Origin of the sequence: Citrifermentans bremense R1 (assembly GCF_000426865.1) — a bacterium.
GTDB classification, from domain to species: domain Bacteria; phylum Desulfobacterota; class Desulfuromonadia; order Geobacterales; family Geobacteraceae; genus Geomonas; species Geomonas bremensis.
The window spans coordinates 137,096-160,078 of sequence record NZ_AUGE01000005.1; the positions used below are offsets into that span (position 1 = coordinate 137,096).

The following is a 22,983-nucleotide window of genomic DNA, read 5'->3' on the forward strand; positions in this document are numbered from 1 at the left end:
AATTAATTGGGTTCAGTGCGCCTCGACCGGCGCGTGCGGGACGTCCAGCGCAGCTTTCTTGCCATGCTTGGCCGCCGCCTTTTTCGCGGGGGCGTGCCCGCCGCCATGGGCGGAGGTGTTGGGAAGCACGGGGAAGAGGGCTACGAACACCTTGTACCCCAGCACCTCCAGCGCCACGATTCCGACGGTGACCATCACCTCGGCGAAGGAGGGGAAGTACCTCCACCCCTGCCCCGGGTTGAAGCCGATCAGGTAGACGTTGAAACGGTAAAGGGCGCCGCCTAAGACGATCAGCGAGGCGCTGGTGAAGAGCCAGCGCGGCGATCTCCTGAGTTTCTTGAAGAAAAGGAGCAGGGAGCCGCTCGCCACCAGCAGGAACTCGGTCAGGAACCAGCCGGAGTAGAAGTCCCCCTTGAGGGCGGCGCCAATCTGGCCGCGGTACGCCAGGTCCCCGATCACGACGCAGAGCCAGATCACGGTGACGAACGGAATCAGCGCGGCCAAGCCCGAAAGCTCCTCGGTCTCGAAGGGCCTCTTGAAGGAGTAGCTGGAGATGATGGACTCCAGGATCGCTATGGCGTAGCCGATGAAGACGCAGTTCAAGAGGAACAACAGCGGCAGGAACCCGGTGTGCCAGAGCGGGTGCAGCTTGGTCGAGGCGATGAGGAGCAGACTCCCCAATGACGACTGATGCATGGTCGGAAGCGTAATGCCGAGGACGATGAAGAAGATGAGGACCTTGTTCAGGCGCGGCTTGAGCCATACGGCCCCCAGGCGTACCATCTCCAGCTTGTCCTGCATGCTCTTCTGGTCCGGGGCTATTTTCGGGTGCAGCCAGTTCCTGACCGCGTTCATCCGATCCCACTTGCTCTGCTCGATGGAGGTCAGGATGGCCGGGAGGAACTCGAGGATGAGAACCGTGGAATAGGCCATGACGCAAAGAGCGACCTCGAACATGGCGGAGTTCGCCTGCCACTTGCTCGGGATGAAGAAGTTGTAGGCGTTCCAGGGGCGACCCAAGTCGACCATGACCGAGAAGCCGGCCAGGCCGTAGCCGAACATGGAGGTGAGGATCGCCGAGCGGATCATCGGGTGGTACTGCATCCGGTTCCGGATGTAGACCAGGATGGCGACCGCGTAGCCGCCGCAGGCGATGGCGGTTCCGGTGGCGACGTCGTAGGTGATCCAGATCCCCCAGGGGTAGCCGTCGCTCATGTTGGAGACCGCGCCGATACCCTTGACGTAGCGCACCCCCACGAAGTAGAAGCCGAGCAGCACCACCGACAGGAGGATGAAGAATGACTTGGTAAAGATCTTACCTTCCAGCTTCTGGTATTCTTCATGATTTCCCATTACTTATCCTCCTGCTTCTGGTCGTGGCCGTCGTGCCCCTTGTGCTTCTTCATGTTCTTCACCGCTATGAAGCAAAGGGTGCTGTAAAGCGCGACCGGGGCGATAAAGCCCTTGTAGATGGTGTGCTGGATCTTCTCGGAGAACTCGGCCGGCGCCTCGGGCTTGATGTCGGGAAGCCCCAGCTTGTTGAACGGCATCGAGGCCAGGTAGAGGTGGTTCGTCCCCCCTCCCTCGTGCTCGCCGTAGACGTGCGGCACGTACCGGTCCGGAGCATCCTTGAGCCTTTGGTGCGCCTCGGAAAGGAGGTCCTTTCTCTTGCCGAACTTGATGGCACCGACTGGGCAGACCTCGGCGCAGGCGGAAATCCCCTTCTCGCGCAGGTTGGTCGCCTTGCAGAGATCGCATTTGACGATCTGCGGCAGCGCCTTTTCCCACTGGAACTTCGGGATGTTGTAGGGGCAGGCGATCTGGCAGTAACGGCAGCCGATGCAGGTGTTCTTGTTGTAGTCGACGATGCCGGAGACCTTCTCCTTGGTCATGGCGGAAACCGGGCAGACCGAGACGCAGGAAGGCTTCTGGCAGTGCATGCAGGAGTACTTGACGTAGCTCCAGCGCTGCTCGCTCTCCTTGAAGAGCTTGATCAGCGTCCGGGTGGAACCGGAGAGGTCGCTCGGGGCGTCCCAGAGCCCGTCGCTATCGAACTTGGCCTTTTCGTAGGAGAGGGAGCCGTAGTCGCTGTTCACCCTCTTGCAGGAGGCCATGCACGCCTTGCAGCCGACGCACTTGGTGGCGTCGTAGAGCATCCCCAGTTCCTCGTTGTTGATCTGGGTCCCCTCGTTGGCGAGCGCGCTCCCGGCGCGTGAGGCTAAGAGCCCCGCCCCGGTCGCTCCCGCCAGTTTCAGGAAATCGCGTCTACTCGGATTTTTCATCGCCGCCCTCCTGCGTGTTGCCCGGGAGCTTCTTGGCGAGCATGGCGCCTGCGCCAAGGGCGGCGCCGGCGGCAAGGCCCACGAAGCCCGTGGTGAGCGGGTCGGGCCCCTTACCCTTTTCCTTTAAGTCGACCGGCGCGTAGCTGTCGAACGGGGTGGGCTCGTGGATCTGCACCTTCTCGGCGATCGCCGTCTTGAAGAGGATATCCGGTTCGGTGCAGCCGATGCAGGGGTGCCCGATGGAGACCGGCCATGCCCCCACGTCGTTGAAGCGCTGCACGGAGCAGTTGGCGCTGGTCGCGGGCCCCTTGCATCCCAGCTTGTAGAGGCAGTACCCCTGGGCATGGGTCGGGTCGCCGTAGGCCTTGGCGAAGCGGCCGGCGTCGAAGTGCGGACGCCTTTCGCAATGCTCGTGGATCTTCCTGCCGTAGGCGAACTTCGGGCGCCCCAGGTTGTCAAGCTCGGGAAGCTTCTTGAAGGTCAGGTAGTAAAGCACGGTGGAAAGGAAGTTGTAGGGGTTGGGAGGGCAGCCCGGGATGTTGATGATCGGCTTGTCCTTCACGATGTCCCTGACCCCTACGGCGCCGGTGGGGTTCGGGGCCACGGACTGGATGCCGCCGTAGGAGGCGCAGGTCCCGATGCTGATGATGGCGGCAGCCCCTTTGGCCGCTTCCTGCAGCGACTCCATGGCGGTCTTGCCGGAAACCTTGCAGAAGATCCCGTTCTGCTTGGTCGGGATCGCCCCCTCGACCACCAGGATGTACTTCCCCTGGTTCGCCTTCATCGAGTCGTGCAGCGACTTCTCGGCCTGGTGCCCGGCACCTACCATCAGCGTCTCGTGATAGTCCAGCGAAATCATGTCCAGGATCAGCGTGGAAATGGTCGGATGGCTCGAACGCAGAAGCGACTCGGAACAGCCGGTGCACTCCTGGAAATGGAGCCAGATCACCGCTGGGTTGCCGTTTTTCTCGATCGCCTCGGCAACCTGCGTATGCATGGCGAAGGGAAGCCCCATCATGGCCGTCGCGGTGACGCAGGCCTTCATGAAACTCCTCCGGGTTACCCCCTCGCAGAACATCTCTTCTTTCATAACAACCCTCCCTCGGAATAAAGAACAAAAACCGCACGTATACGGCAACACCCGTGCCAATTTCGTAAACAAATCCCAAAGACGAAAGATGCTGATTTTACAGGAACAAAAAAAGCGGCTGCGGTGGGGTGATCCCGCCGGTGCCGCTTTTGTCCCAATTTGCCTGGGTACTTCTGTCCCGCGATTGTATCATTTTGTCCCACCCAAATGGGGGGGGGAACGCGTCCTCATTCCAGCTCCAGCTCCTTGACCCGCAACTCCTCTCCGGCTACGACGCTCAGGCCAAAGGCGCCGCAACCGGGACAGGGCTGGTACAGGGTGGAGATGGGGAACTCGCCCTGGCAGGCGGGGCAGCTGCCGACGCCCGGGACCAGTTCCAGTTTCAGGCGCGCTCCCTCCAGGAGGGTTCCCTTGCTGCACGCCTCGAAGCAGAATTCCACGCTCTCGGGGACCACCCCCGAAAGCTCTCCGATCAGGAGCACCACCTCGGTCACCTTGCGCCCCGCGGCGTGCCCCTCGCAAATATCCACCACGCTTTGTGTTATCGACATCTCGTGCATCTTCCGCCTCCTTGCAGCTCGAAGGCGGATGATAGCAGATAACCGGCCGCCGCAAAAGCTCTCATTCACGCGGTGATGCAGGACTGCAGGGTGAAGTAGAAGATCGCTCCTTTGTCCACCTCGCCTTCGGCCCAGATCCTTCCGCCGTGGCGGTTGATGATGCGCTGCACCGTGGTGAGGCCGATGCCGTTGCCGGGGAACTCGCTGCTCGGATGCAGGCGCTGGAAGGCATGGAACATCTTGTCGGCGTTTGCCATGTCGAAGCCGATCCCGTTGTCCTTGACGAAGCAGGTCTTGTCCGCTGCCACCTCGCGGGTGCCGAATTCGATACAGGCCACCTCCCGCATCTGGGTAAATTTCCAGGCGTTTCTCAAGAGGTTCTTTATGGCGATTTCCAGGAGGCTCGCGTCGCCGAAGGTACGGATACGCGGCTGGATGATGAAGTCAGCTTTGCGGTCCGGGGCGCTCTGCTTCAGGTCGTTGGCAGTCTCGCTCACGATCTCGGAGAGGTCGACCACCTCCCGCTTCAGGTTCAGGTAGGAGAGCTGGGAGAGCTGCAAGAGCGCCTCGATCAGGTCGTTCATATGCTGCGAGGACTTGAAGATCCGCTCCAGGTAATCCATCCCTTCCAGGTCGAGCCTTCCGGCATACTGCTCCTGCAGGGCTCGGGTGAAGCCGCAGATCCTTCTCAGCGGCGCGCAGAGATCGTGGGCTACCGAGTAGTTGAATGCCTCCAGGTCGCGGTTGATCGATTCCAGCCGCTCGGTCTGTTCGGTCAAAAGGCGCTCGACCTGCTGGGTCAGGAGGCTGATCTCCTCGTTGTTGGGCCTTTCCAGCAGCATGTTCCTGATGGTTTCCAACGAGCTGTGCACCGCGGACTTCAGGTCCACCGCGTAGGAGGCGTTCAGCATGCTTGATGCCACTTCCTTGTCTATGTTCAAATACCTGCCCTCCCCGTTCGTCTTCCTTTGCCTGAACATGCCGGTCATTGGGCACCCCCTTTTATGACCTTGCTCGCCCCGTACTTCTCCTCCTTCCAGGAGCTTACTTCAAGAGGAACGTCTCCCCCTGCTACCTCCCGCATGGGGCGTGATCGCCCGGGGTCCCCCGGAGCCGGGCCGCCACTACACCCGCTCACTGCCTGCATTTACTACAGCAGTAAACATGCCCACCCTTGCCAGGTTCGTTTTTCACAATGATTCAGGAAACTTGTTCCACAACAGGGGAGCTGGATGGCGCCGCGGGGACCGCAACAAATCTGTCTTTTTCCGGCTTGGGGGCGCGGACCGTTGCGGGGGGCGGGTTTAGGTCGAACAACATTTGTGGCAGTTGCAACGTTTGTTGCCGGTTCAGGGGAAACCCGCCTTTCTCCTGAGCCGGTTGTTGAGGGCCTGCCGGGAAATGCCCAGCAGCGAGGCGGCTTCTCCCTGATTGCCGTTGGACATGCGGAGCGCCTCGCTGATCAGAAGCGTCTGGGCCTCCCTCATGCTGGGAAAGCCGTGGAAGGTGACGGTGACGCTTTCTTGTTCCGCGACCAGACGGGAATCCCCGGAGGCCGATTCGATCCTCCTTCTGAAGCTGGAGAGCGGCATGCCCCCTTTCTCGTGCAGAGCCACGGCGTCATAGACCAGTGCCTGCAGTTCGCGCACGTTGCCGGGAAAGTGGTAGTGCTCCAGCAAGCGCAGCAGCTCAGGCGGATACGACGGCTTGGCCTTACCCATCCGGCGCGCCGCCTGGCTTACGAAGTGGTCCAGAAGAAGCGGAATGTCCCCCCTGCGCTCCCGAAGCGGAGGGACATGGATCTGGTGGCAGCAAAGCCGGTAATACAGGTCTTCGCGCAGCCGACCCTGTTCCAGCAGCATTTTGAGGTCGCGGTTGGTGGCGACAACGATACCGGCGTCGCTTAAGGCAGGCGTGTCGGAGCCCAGCGGCAGGTACTCGTGCTCCTGGATCAGCCTTAGGAGCTTGATCTGGGAAATCTCCCGCAATTCGCCGATCTCGTCCAAAAAGAGCGTTCCGCCGGAGGCCCTTCTGATCAGGCCGTCCCGGTTCTGCTGGGCCCCGGTAAAAGCACCCTTGCGATGCCCGAAAAGGGTGTCCGAGAAGACGGCATCATCCAGCCCCGCGACGTTCACCGTGACGAACTCCCCCTGGCTCCCGCCGTAGCGGTGTACCGCCTCCGCGAAGAGCTCCTTGCCGACCCCGGTTTCGCCGGTTACCAGCACCGGCTGCCCTGAACGCGACACGGCTTTCGTCCGTCGCAAAAGGGCCAACATCTGCCGGTCCTCGGTGACGATCTCGTGAGACGCCGTATCCCTCTCCCAGTGGTGCGCCGGCCCGCGTGCAAGCCCAAGCGCCCGGTCGATTGCCGCCAGAAAAACCAGGTTGTCGATGGGCTTGATGAGATAGTCGCAGGCGCCTGACCGCATGCAGGATACGGCCTGTCCCACCTCGGCGATCCTGGTGCTTATCAATACCGGCAGCTGCGGAAACTCCTCCACCACCTTTTCCAGGAGCTCCTTGCCGCTGACCGTGGAAAGCGACAGATCCAGAATCACGGCCGCCGCCTCGTTGCGCCTCAAAAACGGGAGCAATTGAGCCGCGTCATCAAAAGCCATCACCGGCCCGATGCCGCGCCCCTTCAGGAGCATGGCGTACAGCATGAGCATCCCTTCGTCGTCGTCGACGAGCACGACTGGGAGCGGCGTTGTGCGACCACTTTTCATGATAGTGCCTCTTCTCCGCTAAAACTGGAAGTACAGGGTACCTCCCCTGCCCGTTTGATCGGCGCACCAGAAACGTCCGCGGTGCAGGTTGATGATCCTTTGTACCGTGGCAAGTCCGATGCCGCTGGAGATGCGCTCCTGCCCCTCTGCTTTGCCGACTATTCCCTTGCCCGGCTGCTCGCCGGGCCTGGGGCCGTTGTCGGAAACGTAGAAGCTCCGCTCCCCCTTCACCTGCGCGGTACCGAACTTGATCACCGGGTGCTTTACGCCCACAGTGCAGTTGAAGGCATTCTCCAGCAGTTGTTCCATGGCCAAACGGAGCATCTCCCGGTCGCCGGTTACAGTGACCCCGTCCTCGATCCTGAAGGTGACCGGGCGGGCCACCGTATCCGATAGCTTCTCGGCTATCTCCGAGGCCATGGCGCTCAAGTCCACCTCTTCAGGCTGCAGGCCTGCAGCCGCCAGCGCGGTCAGCCGCTGCAGAGCGGCGATGGGGCCGGCCAGCTCCAGCGCCGCGACGCCTACCTTTTGCAGCAGCTCCCGGCAGGGTGTCGAGAGGTCGCTGCCGTAGAGCTTTTGCATTTCGCGGCAGTCCTCGCCGATCCGGGCCAGCCGTCCGCTAAGGTCATGGGAGACGGCCTTGCCGAACGCCTCCAGCTCGGCGTTTCTCGCCTCCAACTCGTCGTGCAGCCCCTTGAGGGCGTTCTCCGCATGGAGTTTGGCGGACACGTCCAGTCCCACGATCCAGTTGCTCCACCCCCTGATCGGGACATAGCGGGAGATATTGGACCAGGCGACGGTCTTCACCGAGCCGTCTCTGCAGCGCAGGCTCCACTCCCTCCCCCGGTAGTCCCCCCCATCCCGCGGGTGCGCCGAGACCACCTCTTCGCGCTGCTCCCCTTCCACGTGGAGCAGCTCCAGCATTGGCTTGCCGATAACCTCTTCCACCCTGAAGCCCGTGACCCGTTCGAACTCGTGATTGCAGGCGGCAAGCCTGTCGCCGCTGTCGAACGCCATCAGCATGGCCGGTATATGCTGCAGGATGGTCTGCAGTTTCCTCTTATGTTCCAAAAGAGCCTCGTCCTTCTCCTGCATCTCCTTCTCGTTGGCCCTAAGCGAGTCCTCCTCCTGCCAATTCTCATAAATCTTACGGGCCAGCGCGCCATAGGCCTGTTCCAGTTCCTGCTTGAGACGGTCGCTCTCGGCCAAAAGCGTCGTCATTCTCTGCGCGGTGGCCATAAAAACGTCCAGTTCGCAGCGCGCCCCCCTGATGCGACGATCCGAGGCCGCCGGGAAATAGAAAGGGTTGCTGCAGGTTCTACCGCCGACGATCACCTGCGGGTGCAGCTTCGCCAGCTCCAGGATGGTTTCATCCGGGAAAAGCTCCCGGTTGTACAGGCAAAGGAGCGTCACGTCGTTTTGTGAAGCGAATGCGGTCAACTCCCTCTCAATACGCTGCAGCAGTTCCTGGCGCTTAGGCTCTAAGGCGGCCCATCCCATGTCACAGATGACCCTGGTGCCGCTAAAGCCGTCATCAATGGCGGCAGCGCAGAGCTTGTGCAAGAGTTTCAGCACCCGTTCCTGCTTGAACACGCCATCCTTGTGCCAGAAATCCTCAAGCGGGAACAGTATCAGAGCGCCTGAGTCCTCCTGTTGTGAGGAGACTGCATTCTGCAGCAAACGCTCCAGCCGGTCCTCCGACCCATACAGATAGATGCAGCGCTCCCCGATGGCCACCCCCTTCTGAATGAAGGGAAACACCGGATGGTAGATCTCCCCCTCTCCATGGTAGATGAGGCAGATGTGGTCGTGACAGTTGACTGTCCCTATGTCCGCGAATTCCAGTTCTTTCGTATCTTCCATCAGACCCTCTCCTCAGTAATGGGACTGGGTTAAAAAATCCTAAGACAATATACTGGAATAAATTTCCATTGCAATTCAAGTGCGGGGTGAATTTGAAGTCGGCAACAGAGCGCTGGAAGAGGAAAAAAGGCTTTCCATCGGGGAATTATTGACGCAGATCAAGGCACGGACACCGCGGAAAAGGTACCTTTCCCGCCAGGCCAAGAGGCTATCGAAAAGGAGGATAAGATGTGTGACTGCGGATCTGGTAGTTCAAGGGGGGGAGGTCCCTACGCGACGGGGAGGGAACTGGTGGAGTTCGTGCTGGCGGCCCATGGGGGACAGGTGGCTGTCTCGCCGCTGCCCGGCGGCGCTTTGCAGGTGAGCTGCCAGGAATGCGGCAAGGGATTCGAGCTGAAGACCTTCGTCCAGGGATGCCCCGCCTGCGGCGGGGTGCACGCCGTTTCGCCCCCCAGGGCAAGCGACCCCTGCGCGGTGCAGTACGCCGGAGCCGCCTTCGGGGCGCTCGCCAGGGAAGCCGGGCGGAAATAGAACCGGCTGTCCGTCATCCCGGTGCCGGCATAAAAAAGCCCGCCGAGGAGGCGGGCCCGGAGATGCTTGGCCGAGAAGCGCTGGTTGAGATCAGCGCTTCCCCTGCCGTCCAGGTTCCGACCGCTGCTGCACCCGCGCGAGGTAGACCACGTGGCGCAGCCCGCCGCGGCCGGGACGGTCGCAGGTGACTGAAAAGCCTGCGGCGCGCAGCCGCTTGTCGAATCCCTGGTCGTAGTTTTCGCCCCACACGGCGAAGACCCCACCCGGCTTCAGCGCGGCACGGGTCATCTCGATGGCGATGGCGCCGTAGAGAGGATCCTCGATCTTGTGCGTCTTCGCGTGCGGCCCGGTGTACAGGTCGAGCACGATGGCGTCGAAGCGCGACCTAGCCATGGCGTTTTTCCTGATGGCGTCGGCCACGTCGGTTATCTCCACGGTCACCCGCGGGTCGCTGGCAGCCTGGTTCGTCACCGCAGAGAGCGGTCCCCGGCACCACTCAAGCACCACCGGGTTCAGCTCCGCCACCACGACCGTGGCCTTGGGCGGGAGGTTGTCCAGGACCGCCCTCAGGGTGATCCCCATCCCCAGCCCCCCAACCAGCACCCGCGGCGTCTCCTGCTGTTTCAGGTGGCCGCAGGCGAGTTCCCCCAGCGCCACTTCGGAGCGATGCAGCGAGCTGTTCATCAGCACCAGCCCGTTCACGGTGATCAGGAAATCGCTCTCGCCGCGCTGTCTCAGTTCCAGCACGCCGTCGGCGGTCTTTACGCTTTGCAATACTTGCCAGGGCTGGGCCATGGTCGGTAACTCTCCTTATTTCTTCCAGTGGCGCCGCTGTGCAGCCTCTTCTATCGCCTCAACCTCGGTGAGGAGGGCGAGATAAGTCTGGTAACGGTCGTTGTTGATCTCGCCGGAGCCGACCCGGTCCCTCACGGCACAGCCGGGCTCCTGACGGTGCCGGCAGTTGTGGAAGCGGCAGGCGTTTTGCTCCAGCGCCTCGAAACCGGGGAAATGGGCCACGAGTTCGGTGGTGGAGATGTCCACCAGCCCGAAATCCCTGAAGCCCGGGGTGTCCACCAGCTCGCCTCCGCCGGGCAGGGCATGCAGCGAGGAAACCGTCGTCGTGTGCCTGCCGGTCCAGTTCTGGTCGTCGCTCAGCTCCCCGACTTTCAGGTTGATGTCGGGACAAAGCGCGTTCAAAAGGGAGCTCTTGCCGACGCCGGTGGTGCCGACGAAGGCGCCGCGGTGCCCCTCGTGCAGGAAGTCGCGCAAGGGATCGAGCCCCTCGCCGGTGACCGCACTCAGGGTGAAGAAGCGCAGGATGCCGGCGTAGATGCCTGAGAGCTCGGCGCTTTGGGCGCGGGCCTCGGGGAGATCGCACTTGTTGAAGACGATAAAGGGGAGGAGCTGCGCGGCACGCGCCGCGACTATGGCCCGGTCGAGGAAGCCGGCCGGCGTCCCCGGCGCGACGACGATCCCCAAAACGTCGAGGTTGGCGGCCACCATGTGGACCCCGCCGCGGGCGTCGCTGCGGCGCAGCTCGGTCCTTCTGGGGAGCCGCTCCAGCACCTCCCCCACGACGCGGACCTGGTCCCCCACCACGTGCCCGGAGTTTCTCTTTACCCGGACCAGGCGGCGTTCCTCGTTTTGGAACAGCACCTCGACCGCCACGCCGAAATGGGAGACGATCACCCCGCTTGCTCCCTGCGCGCTTGTCTGCTGCGACTTTTTAACCATATGCCGTCCGCTCTCCCGTCCTTAGTCGCCCCCGCTTCCGGGCGGCCAGGGATGGAGAGTACGGCAGGAGCGGAAAGTTGTCAACAAAACCCTATTTACGGCGATAAGAGAGGAGTATAGGGACAACTGGAGAGTTGACATGAAGAAGCTTTTGTCTGATAGTTTGCCTTATGCGGCCCCCGCGTTTATTTCATCTGTTGCCAGAATCAGAGCAGCTCGCTTTTAAGAGCATCGGGGCGGATGAGGGAAGAACCTGATAGAGAAGAGTTGCAGGCAAAGGGCGCCGGCGGGCACCCGAAGGATGGCAGCCATGAGCAAAGAGACAGTGGACGAAGCAATCGACATGTATCTCGCGGAACGGATGCAACATGGGAAACAGTTGGCTATCTCGCACTTCCTTGCCTGCCTTTACCTGAAGCAGCAAAGAGACGAGATCGTAGAGTCGATGCGCCGGGTGCGCGGCATGACCCGCTACTACATCGACCTCACCAAGGTGATGCTGAACCCGTTCAAGGGTCCCGAAATCGCCTGGCTCGCCTCCATGCTGAACATCGCCATCTACGGCGCGGTGCTGATCTCGGTCGAGGAGCAGAGGATGCTAGGCATAGCGTTATTGTCCGGAACGCTCGCCAACGGCTTCTACCTGATACGCAGCGTGGCCAGAAAATGGTGCGACCTGCACGTCAGGCTGGCGATCTACGACGAGATCGTGCAGATCACCGACAGCGAGTTGAAGGCGCTCGCCTAAAGCCTTGCCTCACGCCAGCGCCAGTGCCAGTTCGGTCAGGCTCCCGACTGCGATATCGCTCAGTTCGGGCCACCGGAAACTGCGCGCCGGATCGACATGGATGGTACCGGCGCCGGCAGCGCGGCCGGTGAGCAGGTCGAAAGCATAATCACCCACCATTACCAGTGCCGCCGGGGAGACTCCCCAGCGGCACGCTAGTTTCAGGATCCCGTCCGGGTCGGGTTTCGCCAGCGCGTCGTCGCGCCCGAGCACGTCGTCCGCCGCTATAAAGGGCATAAGCCCGATCCTTCCCAGCGTCTTCAGCGCGATCTCCCGCGTGTTGCGGGTCAGCACCCCCAGCCGCGCCCCCCTCAGGTGCAACAGCTGCACCAGCTCCCGGGCCCCTTCCGCGGGTTCGGTCCTTCCCGCCAGCTCCTCCTCGATGCTCACCAAAAGCGCCTTGGCCGCAGCCGCTTCAGGCTCCGGGAGAGCATCCAGGTGCCCAAGGATGTCGCACCCTTCCGGGACGCCTAAAAGCGAGCGGATCTGCGCGAAATCGTGGATGGCGACGGTAAGGGTCCCGTCCAGGTCGAAGACCCAGTGCCGGCTCTGCAAGAGGTTCATTTTCAAAGGTGATTTCTCCATAGGAAGGTTCAGGGGGTCGTCGCCTCGGCGCCGGGGAGCTTGGGGGCTTCCAGGGCCGGATGCGACACGGCCCGCGCCAGGAGCTCCTCCACGAAGGAGCCCAGGGCCGCATGGACCTCGTGCGACCCAGACCCCGCCAGTATGCCGTGGCGCTGCAGGGGGAACATCAGGTATTTCTTCTTCGCGCTCCCCAGCATCTCGAAGAGCCGCTGCGACCCCTGCGGGTCCACCACCGGGTCCCATTCCGCCTGGGCCACCAGCACCGGCACCCCGATCTTCGCCAGCTTCGGCTCGAGCCCCCTCATGAACCGTTCCATGGCACGCAGCCCCGATACCGGAATCCTGGTGTAGTTAAGTTCCGGCCGCTCGGGCACCGACTCGACGAACTCCTTCTTGGCCCACTGGTATTTTATGGCGTCCATGACCCGGTTCCAGACGTTGACTGCCGGCGCGAAGCGCGACGAGATGTCCAAAAGGCGCTGCGGGGGACAGACCGCGAAGACCCCAGCCACCTGCGGGATCCGGGCTGCGCAGTCGAGCGCGACCCCGCCGCCGAAGGAGAATCCCCCCAGCACCACCCGGTCGCAGAGCGCGCTCATCAGCGCATAGCCAAGGTCCACCGATTCCACCCACTCCCGCCCGGTCCGTCGGGCCAGGTCCTCCGGCGAGGTGCCGTGTCCCCTGAGACGCACCAGGTAGACCCAGAACCCGCGCTCCTGCAGGTAGCGCCCAAGTTCCAGCATCTGGGCCGGAACCGAGAGCAGCCCGTGCACGAGGACCACCCCCAATCGGCGCGACCTCCCCTGGAGCAGCAGCGGCGCCCCGACCTCGGGCGGCTTGCTTTCGTTTTCCAGATAGAACTGGGCGTAGTCCTTGGCGAACTCATCCTTCGCCTCCCGCTCCAAAAGCGCCGCGACCCGGTTTTTCACCATGCGGCCGGGAAGCCACGCGGTCAGGTGCACCTCGCGCTGCAAGACGGTGAGCGGCAGCACCTCGTTGGCGATGACCCCAAGCGGGTTGTCGATCCTCGCGCGCTGCAGCTCGAAAGGGGCGGAGAACTTGGCGCGGTCCTTGACCAGTTCGCCGTCCCGCAGGACGACTACTCCCTTTTCCTGTGCGATTTGGATGAACTCGCTGTACTTGTGGTAGCGGTCGTCGGTGAGCAGGGAGACCTGCCCCGTGGTGAGGCTGTGGTGCCTGTGACAGTCGGTGGAGCTCAGGCATTGGGTGGCGAGTAGGAAAACCCGGCGGCGGAAATCGTCCTCGGCTATGGACTTGAAGGGGTAGGCCCGCAGCATCGACGCGAAGAGGTGGTCGTGGTTCACCGTGGTGAGCTGGTAGATGGAGGCCATGCAGCGCTCCATGAGCTTTCCCGACGCCCGTTTCATGTCGTCCAGAGAGGGGAGCCTGTCGTCGAACCCTATCGGCTCTCTGGAGGCGATGTCGGCCTGGATCGCGTTGCCGCGGAGATAAAGCGCCGGATCGATCGCCTCGCCGAAGCGGACGTCTATGTCGACCCCGGAGAGGAGCATGCTCCCTTCGGTCAGGATCTCTTCCCTCAGGCGTAGCGACATCTCCTTCATGAAAAGTCCGGCCAGCGTGCTCAGCGCGTTTTCCCGCGCCCTCAGCGGATAGTAGGTGATGTTCACCGGGACGATCCAGCACTTTCCCTGTACGACCGGCGCCAATTCCGCGATCTGGAAGAGCCCTTTTAGTCTCGCCACCTCTTCCGGCGCGCTATGCTCCAGCTGCGTCAGCCTCTGCCGGTAGAATTCGGTGCGCAGCGCGAGCGTCGCGGCCCCCGAATGGGGGCGCTCGCCTATCGAGGGAAGCAGCCTGCGCTGCCGGAAGAGTTCCTTGTCCTTCACCATCCGCCCTTCGGGGAAGATGATCCAGTTGGCCTCCCCGGTCAGAAGCGTCTTCACCATGACGCGGTCGCGGTCTGGGTTTCTTGTGGAGACGGCCCCCATCATGTCGAGGAAGCGCCCCAATGGCCCGGCGAACAGCGAGGCATGGGCCAGCGACCAGACCGGCACCCCGGTCAACTGGTGGATGTGGTAGGGAAGGAGCATGGTCTCGATGCGGGTGAAGTGGTTCACCGCGAAGATCACGCCCCCCTTCGGGATGTTCTCCTTGCCGTGCACATGCACCCTCAGCTTGGAGAACCCTTCCAAGAGGGCGATCATCCGGCCGGTGGCTAAGTAGGCCTGGCGGTTCATGGCTTGTCCCCCAGCGCATCCCTCAGCCACCCCGGGCGGTTGGTCATGATGGAATCCACCCCCAAGAGCAACAGCCTCCGCGCGGCCCGCGCCCGGTCCACGGTCCAGGCGTGAAGCTCCAGATCCCTTTGCCTCAGCTCCCGCACCAACTCGGAGTCGAGCGCGCCCTTGTCGCTACTCGCCAGTCCATCGGCACCGCTGCCGGCCAGGGTGGCGAGGATCTCCTGGTGCGACGGACGCCATCCGTTTCTATAGCGGTAGTCGGTGAGCCAGCAGGCGCGGTAGGCGGGAAGCTCTTCCTTCACCGCCTTGACGAGCCCGGCGTCGAAGGCGAGAAAACGCACCTGCTCCGCCGGCACCCCGGACGCCGCCAGCTCCTTCCGGAGCTTGGGGACGATCTCCCTGCCGCTTTTCAACTCGATGTAGATCCTCTTTCCTTGCGGCAGGAGGGCAAGTATCTCGCGCAGGGTCGGGATGCGCTCACCGCTCCACTGCGCCCCTTTCCAGCTGCCGAAATCGAGCCGCTCAAGCTCGGGGAGGGACATATCCGCCACGGCAAGGTCCCCGTCCGAGGTGCGGGCGGTGCGCTCGTCATGCAGGCAGACGATCCGGCCGTCGCCGGTCAGGCGGAAATCGGCCTCGATCCCGTCCGCCCCCTGCTCGAAGGCAAGCCGGATCGAGGCGAGCGTGTTCTCGGGGGCGTCGCGCGAGGCGCCACGGTGGCCGATGATGAGCGTGTTGCAAGCCATGCTGTTCCTCACGTTTTGGTCGGCGGAAACGTTCATTAGCATACGCGTGCCCGGAATAGAAATCAACATAACCCCTTCTCACCTTTGCCTTTTCCCCTCAGGAAATGACTGTAGAGGGCGCTGGCGCAGATGGTGAGGAACTTGGTGAGATCGCTGTCGCTGCGCGAGGTGAGTATGATGGGGGCGCTGGCGCCCAGGACCACGTTGGCAACCTCGGCCCCCATGGTGAAGACCCAGCTCTTGTAGAGAAAATTCCCCCCCGAGATGTGCGGCACCACGAGGATGTCGGCGCGCCCGGCCACCGGGTTCCCCACCATCCCCTTCTTGGCCACCGCCTCCGGGTAGAGCGCCAAGTCGTAGGAGAGCGGCCCCGAGACGTCGGCCCCCTCCCATTCCCTTTTCGAGAGCGTCTGCTCCAAAAGCGTCGTCGGGATCTTTTCCGAGGGCACCTCGTTCGCCTCCAAAAGCGCCACCTTCGGGCGCTCCACCCCGAGGGCGCGGGCCACCTCGATGGCGTTGTCTATGATGTCGACGCCCGAAGCCGCCTCGGCGTGGGCAAAGAGCTCGGGATTAATGGCCGGGTCGGTGAGGAAAACAAGCCGCTCCACCCCGGGAAGCTCGAAGATGCTCACGTTGGAAAGCCGCCTGCCGGTCCCTATCCCCTCTTCCTTGGCGAGCGCTGCCTTGATGATGACGGCGGTTTTGAGCCCCCCCTTCATCAACATGTCCCCCGCACCCGAACGGATCAGTTCCACGCCGATGCGCGCCGCCTCCCGCTCGTACTCCCCCCCCGGCTCCAGGTCCACGAACCGGTACTGACCCGGAAAGAGAAGGTCCCGGCCGCAGCTCTCTTCTATGCAGGCGCGGTTCCCCACCAGGTACGCCGTTTCCAGGATTCCTTCCTCTATCCCCTTGTTCACCGCGCGCAGCGAGGTGGCGTCGGGACAGACGAGGACCAGGCTCTGCCCCTGAACCAGCCGGGCCGCCTCGATCACGCTCTTCATGCCGTGCCCCTTGGTGAGCTGCAGCATGGAGGCCCCTTTGTAGATGACCGCGACCAGCCGGCAGCTTTCGCCCAAAGAGGAGAGCGCATGCGGCAGTTGCGAGTCGAAATAAAGCGAATCCCCCGCCTCCAGGCGGAACTCCTCCCCCGCAACCGTCACCTGCAGCTCGCCGCTCAGAAGGAATAAAAACTCCTCCCCGGCATGGCGGCTCACGTCCTCGTTCCCTTGAGCACCGCGATACACCTCCACCACGAAGGGCTCCAGGTGCCTCCCGGCAAAGGCGGAGGCGAGGCTCTCGTAGTGGAGAAAATTTTTCCGGTCCACGCCGACCCGCTCGCCTGCGCCGGTCTTCACCGCCTTTTTCCCGATCTGCTCCGCCCCCCCCAGCAGCTCGGAGATGCCGACACCGAGAAAGGTGGCCAGCCGCAAGAGCTCGGAGATGCCGGGCGAGAGCCGGTCGGCCAGCACCCGGTCCAGCGTGTCCCGATCCCATCCCAGCGCCTCGCGCACGCTCTCCGGTGCTACCCCCCTCGCCTGCAGCACCGCCTGCAGATTACCCCCTATCTTCATGCCGCTCCCCCCGCGTATTCCTTCGCCTGCTCCTCGCCGTTCATCACCCTGAGGGCCGCGGCCAAAAGCGCCTCGATCTCGTGTTCCCCGGGACGCAGGTACAGCGGCGCGATGAAGCGCACCTTGCGCGTCAACTGCTCCACCAGGCTCGCGCTGTAAGCAACCCCGCCGGTCAGGACGATGCCGTCGACCTCCCCGTCTAGCGCCGCCGCCAAGGCGCCGATCTCCTTGGCCACCTGGTAGATCATGGCATCGACGGCCAGCCGGGCCTTGAGATTCCCCTGCGCCGCCATCCGCTCCACCTCGCGCAGGTCGGGGGAACCAAGATAGGAGAAGAGCCCCCCTTGCGCGCCACGATGGCCTTGAGTTCGTCCGGGGTGTGAATCCCCTGCTCGATGAGCTGCAACACGCCGATCACCGGGAGCCCTCCGCTTCGCTCCGGGGAGAAGGGGCCGTCGCCGTTCAGGCCGTTGTTGACGTCGACCACCCTCCCCTTCCGGTGCGCCCCCGCCGTAATCCCGCTCCCCATGTGCACCACGATCAGGTTGACCTCGTCGTAGCCCCGGCCGATCTCCAGGGCCACGTCCCGCGCCACGGCTTTTTGATTCAAGGCGTGGAACATGCTCTTGCGCTCGATCCCCTCAAGGCCGGAGAAGCGGGCCAGCGGCCACATCTCGTCTATGACGGGGGGGTCCACCACGAAAGCGGGAACGCCGTGGAGCTCGGCAAATCCCAGCGCCAGTACCCCCCCCAGGTTCGCCGCATGTTCGCCGCTTACCGCGTCGCGCAGATCCCGCACCAGGGCGTCGTTGACCAGATAGATCCCCCCTGGCACCGGCCGCACCAGCCCGCCGCGTCCCACCACGGCATCGAACCCGCATGCTCCGAAGCCTTCCTGCTCCAGGTACTGCCGGACGACCTGCATGCGGTAGTCGAACTGGTCCATGACGGAGGCGAAGCGGCCGATCTCCGGGCGCGGATGCTCGATCCCCCCCTTGGTGGCGAGCCCGTCCTGATACACGCCGATTTTCGTGGATGTGGACCCGGGATCGATGGCCAGTATTCTCATGTGAACCTCGATGCTCGACAATCGCTCTACGGCAGATCATGGATTGCAGGTGACTATATCTTTGTAATGATGATGCAACAGTTGGCATTATATTGCCGTTAGAATCAGATGCGTTCGATTACTATTACATTATGATTACAAAATATTGTTGACAGTTCATTCCCAGCGCGTCTCTGGATATTGCCAACTTTGTTACGCGATGAATTATCGTTTACATTATAAAGGTTCAACTTTTATTGAAAAAGCTAAATTTTTCCTTGGACTGTCGATAGGTTCAATCACCGAAGACAAAGGTTCTCCGCATCGAGTGCACCTGCTACAGAAACTTACCGCACTCAGCAAAAGGGATAGAACCATGGCAGTTGACACTGTTAAGGAAACCATACTGTATCTGACTTTCAAGCTGGAACAATCTTGTTCCCACTGAATGAAACGAAATAGTTATAGAGGAGACTGCAGCAATGAACTGGTTCTACAACGCTAAGATCGGCACGAAGTTATTGAGCGGTTTCACCGCCGGGCTGGTGCAGGAGATATCCGCCGCGTCGAGGGAGCAGGACTCGGGCGCCGAGCAGATCAACAGGGCCATTCAGCAGTTGGACGCCTGACCCATTCCAGTGCGGTACGACCGACGGTCGACCTGAAGCTGGAGGATGAGGCTTTCGAGAGCTACTAGGACTTCCCCCCCTTCCACCAACAAGCAACGCGGCAGCATCGATACCCGATGCTGCCGCGTTTTTCGTCCGTTATCCGGCCTGCCGCAAACGGCGGTTTCAGTACGTACTCTTGCCGGAGAACTCCTCAATGTCGACCGCGAACACCAGCGTCCTCGCCAGCGAAGCATCCGGGAAGACGAAGTCTCCGGGTGCGTACTGGGCCATGATGATGGAGAGCCCCCGGCGCTTCTCCTCGGGGTCCTCAATAATGCGCACCGCGCCGTAGCCGACCACGCTTTCGTATTTCATGCTGAAGTCACACCCTTTTTCAGCCGCCAGCAGCTCATGGCGGGGGACGACGGTGAAGCAGACACGGCTGCCACACTCTAGAAGATCCTTCTTTCTCCCCTGCATGGCGCAGTGGAAATACATGATCGAGTCACGGTAACCGTAGTTGAGGGTAACCAGGTAAGGCTCTCCACGGTCCACCATCGCCAGATGACAGACGTCGCCCTTTTCCAAGAGTGCAGATGCATGCGCTTCATCCAGTTGCCGCTCTCTTCTTCTCATCTCATGCCGCATCGATCCTCCCTCGGGGTGCTCATAGTCCGGGATAAGCCACCGGTAACAAGACATAGTGCAGGCTTTGGATTATATCTGAATAATGTGGAAAAAACTTCTCAAATTTTCTCTGTATCTGTCGATGGTTTATACAGAAAAGACACCGGTCCGCTAAGGGCCTAAAGTCCTATAGCACCAATCCCTGAGAGAGGAGAACAACTATGGCAGTCGAGACTATCACGGAGACTACACAGTATCTGACGTTCAAGTTGGAGGACGAGCTGTTCGCGCTCGACATCGGGAAGGTGCGCGAGGTGCTCGATTTCACCACCATCACCAAGGTACCCCAGACGCCGGACTACATGCGCGGTGTCATCAACCTGCGCGGCAGCGTGGTGCCGGTAGTGGATCTGCGCTTGAAGTTCGGGATGGTGACGGCGGAGCAGACGGTGAACACCTGCGTCATCATCGTCGAAGTCGAGCTGGAAGGGGAGCGTGTGGTGATGGGCGCCATGGCCGATGCTGTCCAGGAAGTGCTAGATCTTGAGCCGGACCAGATCGAGCCGCCGCCGCGCATCGGCACGAAGCTCAACACCGACTTCATCAAGGGGATGGGAAAACACAACGACCAGTTCATCATCATCCTGGACATCGACAAGGTGTTCACCTCCAGCGAGCTGGAACTGGTGCGCGAAGTGGAAGGCGCCGCAGCTTAAGCGCCAAGCAGAGCAGCAGAGATCAAAAGGCAGTCGGGTCCTTCACCCGGCTGCCTTTTTTGCATCTACTGCCTCACTCGGAAGAGGGGCGGTGCTAATCGAGGAGAATGAAACCGGCCCGGAGGGCGTACTTGGCAAGGGCTGCCATCCCCGAGAGCCCCAGTTTCTTCATGACATGGGCGCGGTGGGCCTCCACGCTTATCAGCAGCTCGTCGCTGATCGCACGCGAACTCTTCCCCTGAGCCAGGAGCAACATGATGTCGTGCTCCCGCGGAGTCAAGATGACCTGTTGCGGGTGGGCGACCGACCATGTTGAGCCCTTCCTCCTGACCACGGCATGCAGTTCCGGCGGCAGATAGAAGCCGTTGCCGGTTACGGTCTTCACCGCCGACAACAAATCCTCCACAGGGGAGCTCTTCGGGACGAAACCGCTGGCGCCGGCGTTCAAGAGGTCAGCCACACGCTTGGGCTCGACGCGGCCCGACACGATCAGCCCCTTCGCCAAGGAGGAACCGCCGGCCAGGGTGCGAATGGCGTCACTGCTGTCGATGTCGCTGGAATCCGGATCGATGATCACCAGGTCCGGATGCAGCTCAAGGACCTCTTCAAGCGCAGTGGCTGCGAAATCCACCTGGGCGGCCAGGTCGAGCTCCGGCGCATTTTCGAGGATAACCCAAAGGCATTGGCGGACCAGGATCTGGTCCGCTCATGAGGATGGTTTGATCTTAGTTCGGCACTCTAGCAAGAAGCAACGTTTCTGTGTATCAAGCTTTGTAGGAGAGAAAGATAGGTCTTTCCCTTAGACGTTACGGGGCGTGGACGGAAAGATTGGCGGGGGCGGGAGGGGTCAGCTTTCCATGCTGATGAGCCCCTCGCGGATGGCGTATTTGGTCAGCTCGGCTACCGAGCGCATCTTGAGTTTCTTCATGATCTGCTGCCGGTGGGTATCCACCGTCTTCACGTTGATGTTGAGCAGGTACGCCACGTTCTTGGCGTTGCTCCCCTCGGCGATCAGTTGCAGCACTTCCCTTTCCCTCGGGGTAAGCGGTATTTCAGGCTGCATCAGCGATTCGGGAAGGCGCGTGACGTAATCCTCCATCACCACGCCGATGATGCCGTGGCAGACGTACATCTCGCCGGCGGCTACCCGCCGCACCGCCTGCACCAGCTCGGCGGAGGCACACTCCTTGAGTAGATATCCACGGGCTCCGGCACGAAACGCCTGCGAGACGAAGCGCTTGTCCTTGTGCATGGAGAGAATCAGCACGCGGACCTCGGGATAGCCAGCAGAAAGGCGCTGCGTGGCATCTATGCCGTTCATCCCCGGCATGCTCAGATCCATCAGCACCACATGGGGTGCTGCATCGGCCACCAGTTCCAACGCTTTCCTGCCGTTATCGGCCTCAGCCACCACGGTGAGATCAGGGAACTGCTCCAGGAGTATCCGTACCCCCTCCCGGACTATGCTGTGATCGTCAACGACCATGACCTTTATCATCCCTTCTCCTGCTTTTTCGCCCTCTGGTACTGTTCGCGTTCGAGGTTTTCCACTGTTCATATCGTTTTCGTTATTCCTGTACCTTATCCAGCAACCTTGCCAAAGCCTCAAGGCCTGAGTCGCTTGCCTGGCCGCGCCTGCGGGAAAGGTCCAGAGCCACGACGGCAAGGTCGCGGTAGAGCCGCGCCATTTCGCCATCCCAAGCTTCGAGCGCTTCCAGTTGCGCCGACACGACGGCCGCGTCTCCGCGCGCGATGGGGCCGGTCAGCGCCTGCACCGTCCCGGTCCTGAAGACGTTCTCCACCGTGGCGCGCACCAAGGGCTCCATGACCTGGAACGCCTGCTCGCGGGGGACCCCTCCCTTCTGGTAGGCCTTGGCGCCGGCCTCGATCAAAGCGGTGAGGTAGTTGCAGACCAGCACGGAACCGGCGTGGTAGATGGTCTTGAACCTGGGGTCGAGGGTGAAGAGCTCGCCCCCGATGGCGCGGAAGGCGCCACTGAGAAAATCCACCGCCGCCGGATCCCCTTCGATGCCGCACCAGGTGCCGGCGAAGTCCGTGACGCAAAGGCTCGGTTGCGCGAAGCTCTTTACCGGGTGCACGCTGGCGACCGCTGCCCCGAGACGCGCGACCGGCTCCAGTACGGCGCTGGAAAGGGCGCCGCTCAGATGGCAGACGACCGCTCCCGGCTGCACCGCCCCGCTCTCCGCGAGGGCCGTGGCGCAGGCGGCGATGGCATCGTCGGAGGCGGCCACAAGGTACAGGTCGGCCTCGCGCAGTTCCTGCCAGGAAGCCGTCGCCCTCCCCGCCCCGATGAATGCGGCGGCGTCCTTGGCGCTTTGCAGCGAGCGTGTCAGGATATCCCGCGGCTCGAGTACGCCCGCCTCATAAAAAAGGCGGCCGACCGTCTTGCCGACGGCGCCGCAGCCGATGATGCTGAAAGATTTCATGCCTAACCACCTCTTGCCGTGAACAGTTCGGTCAGGGTACAGCAAACCTTCGCGCGGTGTCAACGCTGCCGCAAAAACAAACCCCCACCGGTGAGGAGGGGGTTTCAGGGGAGGATCTATGATACCGCAGCCGAGCGGCGCGGGTTGAGGTTACGGCTTTTTGCCGTCGGGGTTCAGGCTGTAGTCGTCCCCCTCGACGCACTCGCTTTGCGCCTGGAGAAAGGAGTCGACCTGCGGGTCTCTCACGATTTCGGTGACGCCGTGGTTCACCGACCAGGCGGCGCCGCAGATGCTGCACTCGGTGATTCCTTCCTTGAAACCGTCGGAGTGAAAGTCGGTGTTCACCTGCTTATGGTTCCTGCATACCGGGCATTTCATAGCTCTCTCCTCTCATGGAAGCGGCAGACGATGTCCTTTCATGAAAAAGATTATGACGGGAAATCCAGGCTCCGCAACTGTAAAAACAGGCTCCTGTCGCCGCCCTGTTCTCGTTGCCGTCCGTAAGCCTCCCTTTTCGGCCCCGCGTTCGCGCCGCCTGAGCTAAAGGCTCGGTTTCTTTGTCTTCGGGCTCGCCGTCCTCCTCCTCGGCTTTACCGGCGGAACCTCTTTTGCCGCCGGCAGGTAAGAGCTCGGATCGGCCGGCTTCAGACTTCGAAAGTGCGAGGAGACGATTTTCCTGATGATGCCGTCGTTGAAGCGGATGGTCGCCCGGATCTCGTTGACCTCTACGACTTTGCCGACGCCCCATTCTTTGGCAACGGAATGAATAACGACGCTACCACGTTTGACGATCATTGTTATTCCCCTTGGAGGCACTGAAGTAGTTTTCAGACG

General features: G+C 61.9%; 23 protein-coding genes and 1 pseudogene. 4 read left to right on the forward strand and 20 right to left on the reverse strand.

Features of this window, described 5'->3' with window-relative positions; genetic code table 11:
* Nucleotides 1-12: 12 nt before the first annotated feature.
* From hybB to K419_RS0105255, 7 genes are all read right to left on the reverse strand, one after another.
* A complete protein-coding gene (gene hybB, locus K419_RS0105225; protein WP_026840657.1) occupies nucleotides 13-1,353 on the reverse strand; it encodes a Ni/Fe-hydrogenase cytochrome b subunit in 1,341 nt (446 codons plus the stop codon).
* The gene (gene hybA / locus K419_RS0105230; protein ID WP_026840658.1) at nucleotides 1,353-2,282 is read right to left on the reverse strand and encodes a hydrogenase 2 operon protein HybA; all 930 of its coding nucleotides are present in this window, start codon (nucleotides 2,280-2,282) and stop codon (nucleotides 1,353-1,355) included. Before hybA ends, hybB begins: the two co-directional genes overlap by 1 nt.
* Nucleotides 2,266-3,372: a hydrogenase small subunit gene (locus K419_RS0105235; RefSeq protein WP_026840659.1), complete on the reverse strand. Its 1,107-nt coding sequence runs from the start codon at nucleotides 3,370-3,372 to the stop codon at nucleotides 2,266-2,268. Before K419_RS0105235 ends, hybA begins: the two co-directional genes overlap by 17 nt.
* A gap of 227 nt (nucleotides 3,373-3,599) precedes the next feature.
* Nucleotides 3,600-3,932 carry a hydrogenase maturation nickel metallochaperone HypA gene (hypA, locus tag K419_RS0105240; RefSeq protein WP_026840660.1) on the reverse strand — a complete coding sequence of 111 codons (333 nt, stop codon included), beginning with the start codon at nucleotides 3,930-3,932 and terminating at the stop codon, nucleotides 3,600-3,602.
* A gap of 65 nt (nucleotides 3,933-3,997) precedes the next feature.
* Complete coding sequence (locus K419_RS0105245; protein WP_226377626.1) at nucleotides 3,998-4,873, reverse strand: sensor histidine kinase; 876 nt, start codon at nucleotides 4,871-4,873, stop codon at nucleotides 3,998-4,000.
* Between the two features lie 408 nt (nucleotides 4,874-5,281).
* On the reverse strand, nucleotides 5,282-6,658 hold the full coding sequence (locus tag K419_RS0105250) for a sigma-54-dependent transcriptional regulator (protein ID WP_026840662.1): 1,377 nt from the start codon (nucleotides 6,656-6,658) through the stop codon (nucleotides 5,282-5,284).
* A gap of 18 nt (nucleotides 6,659-6,676) precedes the next feature.
* Nucleotides 6,677-8,521, reverse strand: a complete 1,845-nt coding sequence (locus K419_RS0105255; protein WP_026840663.1) for an MEDS domain-containing protein — start codon at nucleotides 8,519-8,521, stop codon at nucleotides 6,677-6,679.
* 228 nt (nucleotides 8,522-8,749) lie between these two features.
* Between K419_RS0105255 and K419_RS0105260 the strand changes: the two genes are divergently transcribed.
* Nucleotides 8,750-9,052 carry a hypothetical protein gene (locus tag K419_RS0105260; protein ID WP_026840664.1) on the forward strand — a complete coding sequence of 101 codons (303 nt, stop codon included), beginning with the start codon at nucleotides 8,750-8,752 and terminating at the stop codon, nucleotides 9,050-9,052.
* Nucleotides 9,053-9,142: 90 nt separating this feature from the next.
* Here the strand turns inward: K419_RS0105260 and K419_RS0105265 are convergent, their stop codons facing one another.
* Both K419_RS0105265 and rsgA read right to left on the reverse strand, forming a co-directional pair.
* The gene (locus tag K419_RS0105265) at nucleotides 9,143-9,847 is read right to left on the reverse strand and encodes a spermidine synthase (protein WP_026840665.1); all 705 of its coding nucleotides are present in this window, start codon (nucleotides 9,845-9,847) and stop codon (nucleotides 9,143-9,145) included.
* A 15-nt stretch (nucleotides 9,848-9,862) separates the two neighbouring features.
* Complete coding sequence (rsgA, locus tag K419_RS0105270) at nucleotides 9,863-10,786, reverse strand: ribosome small subunit-dependent GTPase A (RefSeq protein ID WP_026840666.1); 924 nt, start codon at nucleotides 10,784-10,786, stop codon at nucleotides 9,863-9,865.
* A gap of 310 nt (nucleotides 10,787-11,096) precedes the next feature.
* Here rsgA and K419_RS0105275 point away from each other — a divergent pair, with 310 nt between their 5' ends.
* On the forward strand, nucleotides 11,097-11,534 hold the full coding sequence (locus tag K419_RS0105275; protein ID WP_012531582.1) for a GSU0071 family protein: 438 nt from the start codon (nucleotides 11,097-11,099) through the stop codon (nucleotides 11,532-11,534).
* A 9-nt stretch (nucleotides 11,535-11,543) separates the two neighbouring features.
* Here the strand turns inward: K419_RS0105275 and K419_RS0105280 are convergent, their stop codons facing one another.
* The 5 genes and pseudogenes from K419_RS0105280 to buk all read right to left on the reverse strand — a co-directional run bounded on the left by K419_RS0105280 (nucleotide 11,544) and on the right by buk (nucleotide 17,769).
* Nucleotides 11,544-12,158, reverse strand: a complete 615-nt coding sequence (locus K419_RS0105280) for an HAD family hydrolase (protein ID WP_012531583.1) — start codon at nucleotides 12,156-12,158, stop codon at nucleotides 11,544-11,546.
* Between the two features lie 8 nt (nucleotides 12,159-12,166).
* Entirely contained in the window at nucleotides 12,167-14,377 is a 2,211-nt protein-coding gene (locus K419_RS0105285) for an alpha/beta fold hydrolase (protein WP_026840668.1), read from the reverse strand.
* Nucleotides 14,374-15,126: a glycerophosphodiester phosphodiesterase gene (locus K419_RS0105290; RefSeq protein ID WP_226377627.1), complete on the reverse strand. Its 753-nt coding sequence runs from the start codon at nucleotides 15,124-15,126 to the stop codon at nucleotides 14,374-14,376. The genes K419_RS0105285 and K419_RS0105290 overlap by 4 nt, the downstream gene beginning before the upstream one ends.
* Before the next feature lie 62 nt (nucleotides 15,127-15,188).
* Entirely contained in the window at nucleotides 15,189-16,700 is a 1,512-nt protein-coding gene (locus K419_RS0105295) for a phosphate acyltransferase (RefSeq protein WP_026840670.1), read from the reverse strand.
* Nucleotides 16,697-17,769 (reverse strand): annotated as a pseudogene (buk, locus tag K419_RS21630) (butyrate kinase). Before buk ends, K419_RS0105295 begins: the two are co-directional and overlap by 4 nt.
* A 461-nt stretch (nucleotides 17,770-18,230) precedes the next feature.
* Between buk and K419_RS23460 the strand changes: the two are divergent.
* Nucleotides 18,231-18,377 (forward strand): hypothetical protein, encoded by a 147-nt coding sequence (locus tag K419_RS23460; RefSeq protein WP_156912176.1) that lies wholly within the window; start codon nucleotides 18,231-18,233, stop codon nucleotides 18,375-18,377.
* 165 nt (nucleotides 18,378-18,542) lie between these two features.
* Here K419_RS23460 and K419_RS0105310 read toward each other — a convergent pair whose 3' ends face one another.
* Nucleotides 18,543-19,007: a pyridoxamine 5'-phosphate oxidase family protein gene (locus K419_RS0105310; protein WP_026840671.1), complete on the reverse strand. Its 465-nt coding sequence runs from the start codon at nucleotides 19,005-19,007 to the stop codon at nucleotides 18,543-18,545.
* 200 nt (nucleotides 19,008-19,207) lie between these two features.
* Between K419_RS0105310 and K419_RS0105315 the strand changes: the two genes are divergently transcribed.
* On the forward strand, nucleotides 19,208-19,702 hold the full coding sequence (locus K419_RS0105315; protein WP_026840672.1) for a chemotaxis protein CheW: 495 nt from the start codon (nucleotides 19,208-19,210) through the stop codon (nucleotides 19,700-19,702).
* A 94-nt stretch (nucleotides 19,703-19,796) separates the two neighbouring features.
* Here K419_RS0105315 and K419_RS0105320 read toward each other — a convergent pair whose 3' ends face one another.
* The 5 genes from K419_RS0105320 to K419_RS0105340 form a co-directional block, all read right to left on the reverse strand.
* On the reverse strand, nucleotides 19,797-20,399 hold the full coding sequence (locus K419_RS0105320; protein WP_226377642.1) for a LuxR C-terminal-related transcriptional regulator: 603 nt from the start codon (nucleotides 20,397-20,399) through the stop codon (nucleotides 19,797-19,799).
* A 150-nt stretch (nucleotides 20,400-20,549) separates the two neighbouring features.
* Nucleotides 20,550-21,200 carry a response regulator gene (locus K419_RS0105325; protein ID WP_026840674.1) on the reverse strand — a complete coding sequence of 217 codons (651 nt, stop codon included), beginning with the start codon at nucleotides 21,198-21,200 and terminating at the stop codon, nucleotides 20,550-20,552.
* A gap of 70 nt (nucleotides 21,201-21,270) precedes the next feature.
* Nucleotides 21,271-22,149 (reverse strand): Rossmann-like and DUF2520 domain-containing protein, encoded by an 879-nt coding sequence (locus K419_RS0105330; RefSeq protein ID WP_026840675.1) that lies wholly within the window; start codon nucleotides 22,147-22,149, stop codon nucleotides 21,271-21,273.
* Nucleotides 22,150-22,299: 150 nt separating this feature from the next.
* Complete coding sequence (locus K419_RS0105335) at nucleotides 22,300-22,527, reverse strand: hypothetical protein (protein WP_026840676.1); 228 nt, start codon at nucleotides 22,525-22,527, stop codon at nucleotides 22,300-22,302.
* A 162-nt stretch (nucleotides 22,528-22,689) separates the two neighbouring features.
* Nucleotides 22,690-22,944, reverse strand: coding sequence for a DUF3553 domain-containing protein (locus K419_RS0105340; protein WP_012531593.1), 255 nt, complete (start codon nucleotides 22,942-22,944; stop codon nucleotides 22,690-22,692).
* Between the last annotated feature and the right edge of the window lie 39 nt (nucleotides 22,945-22,983).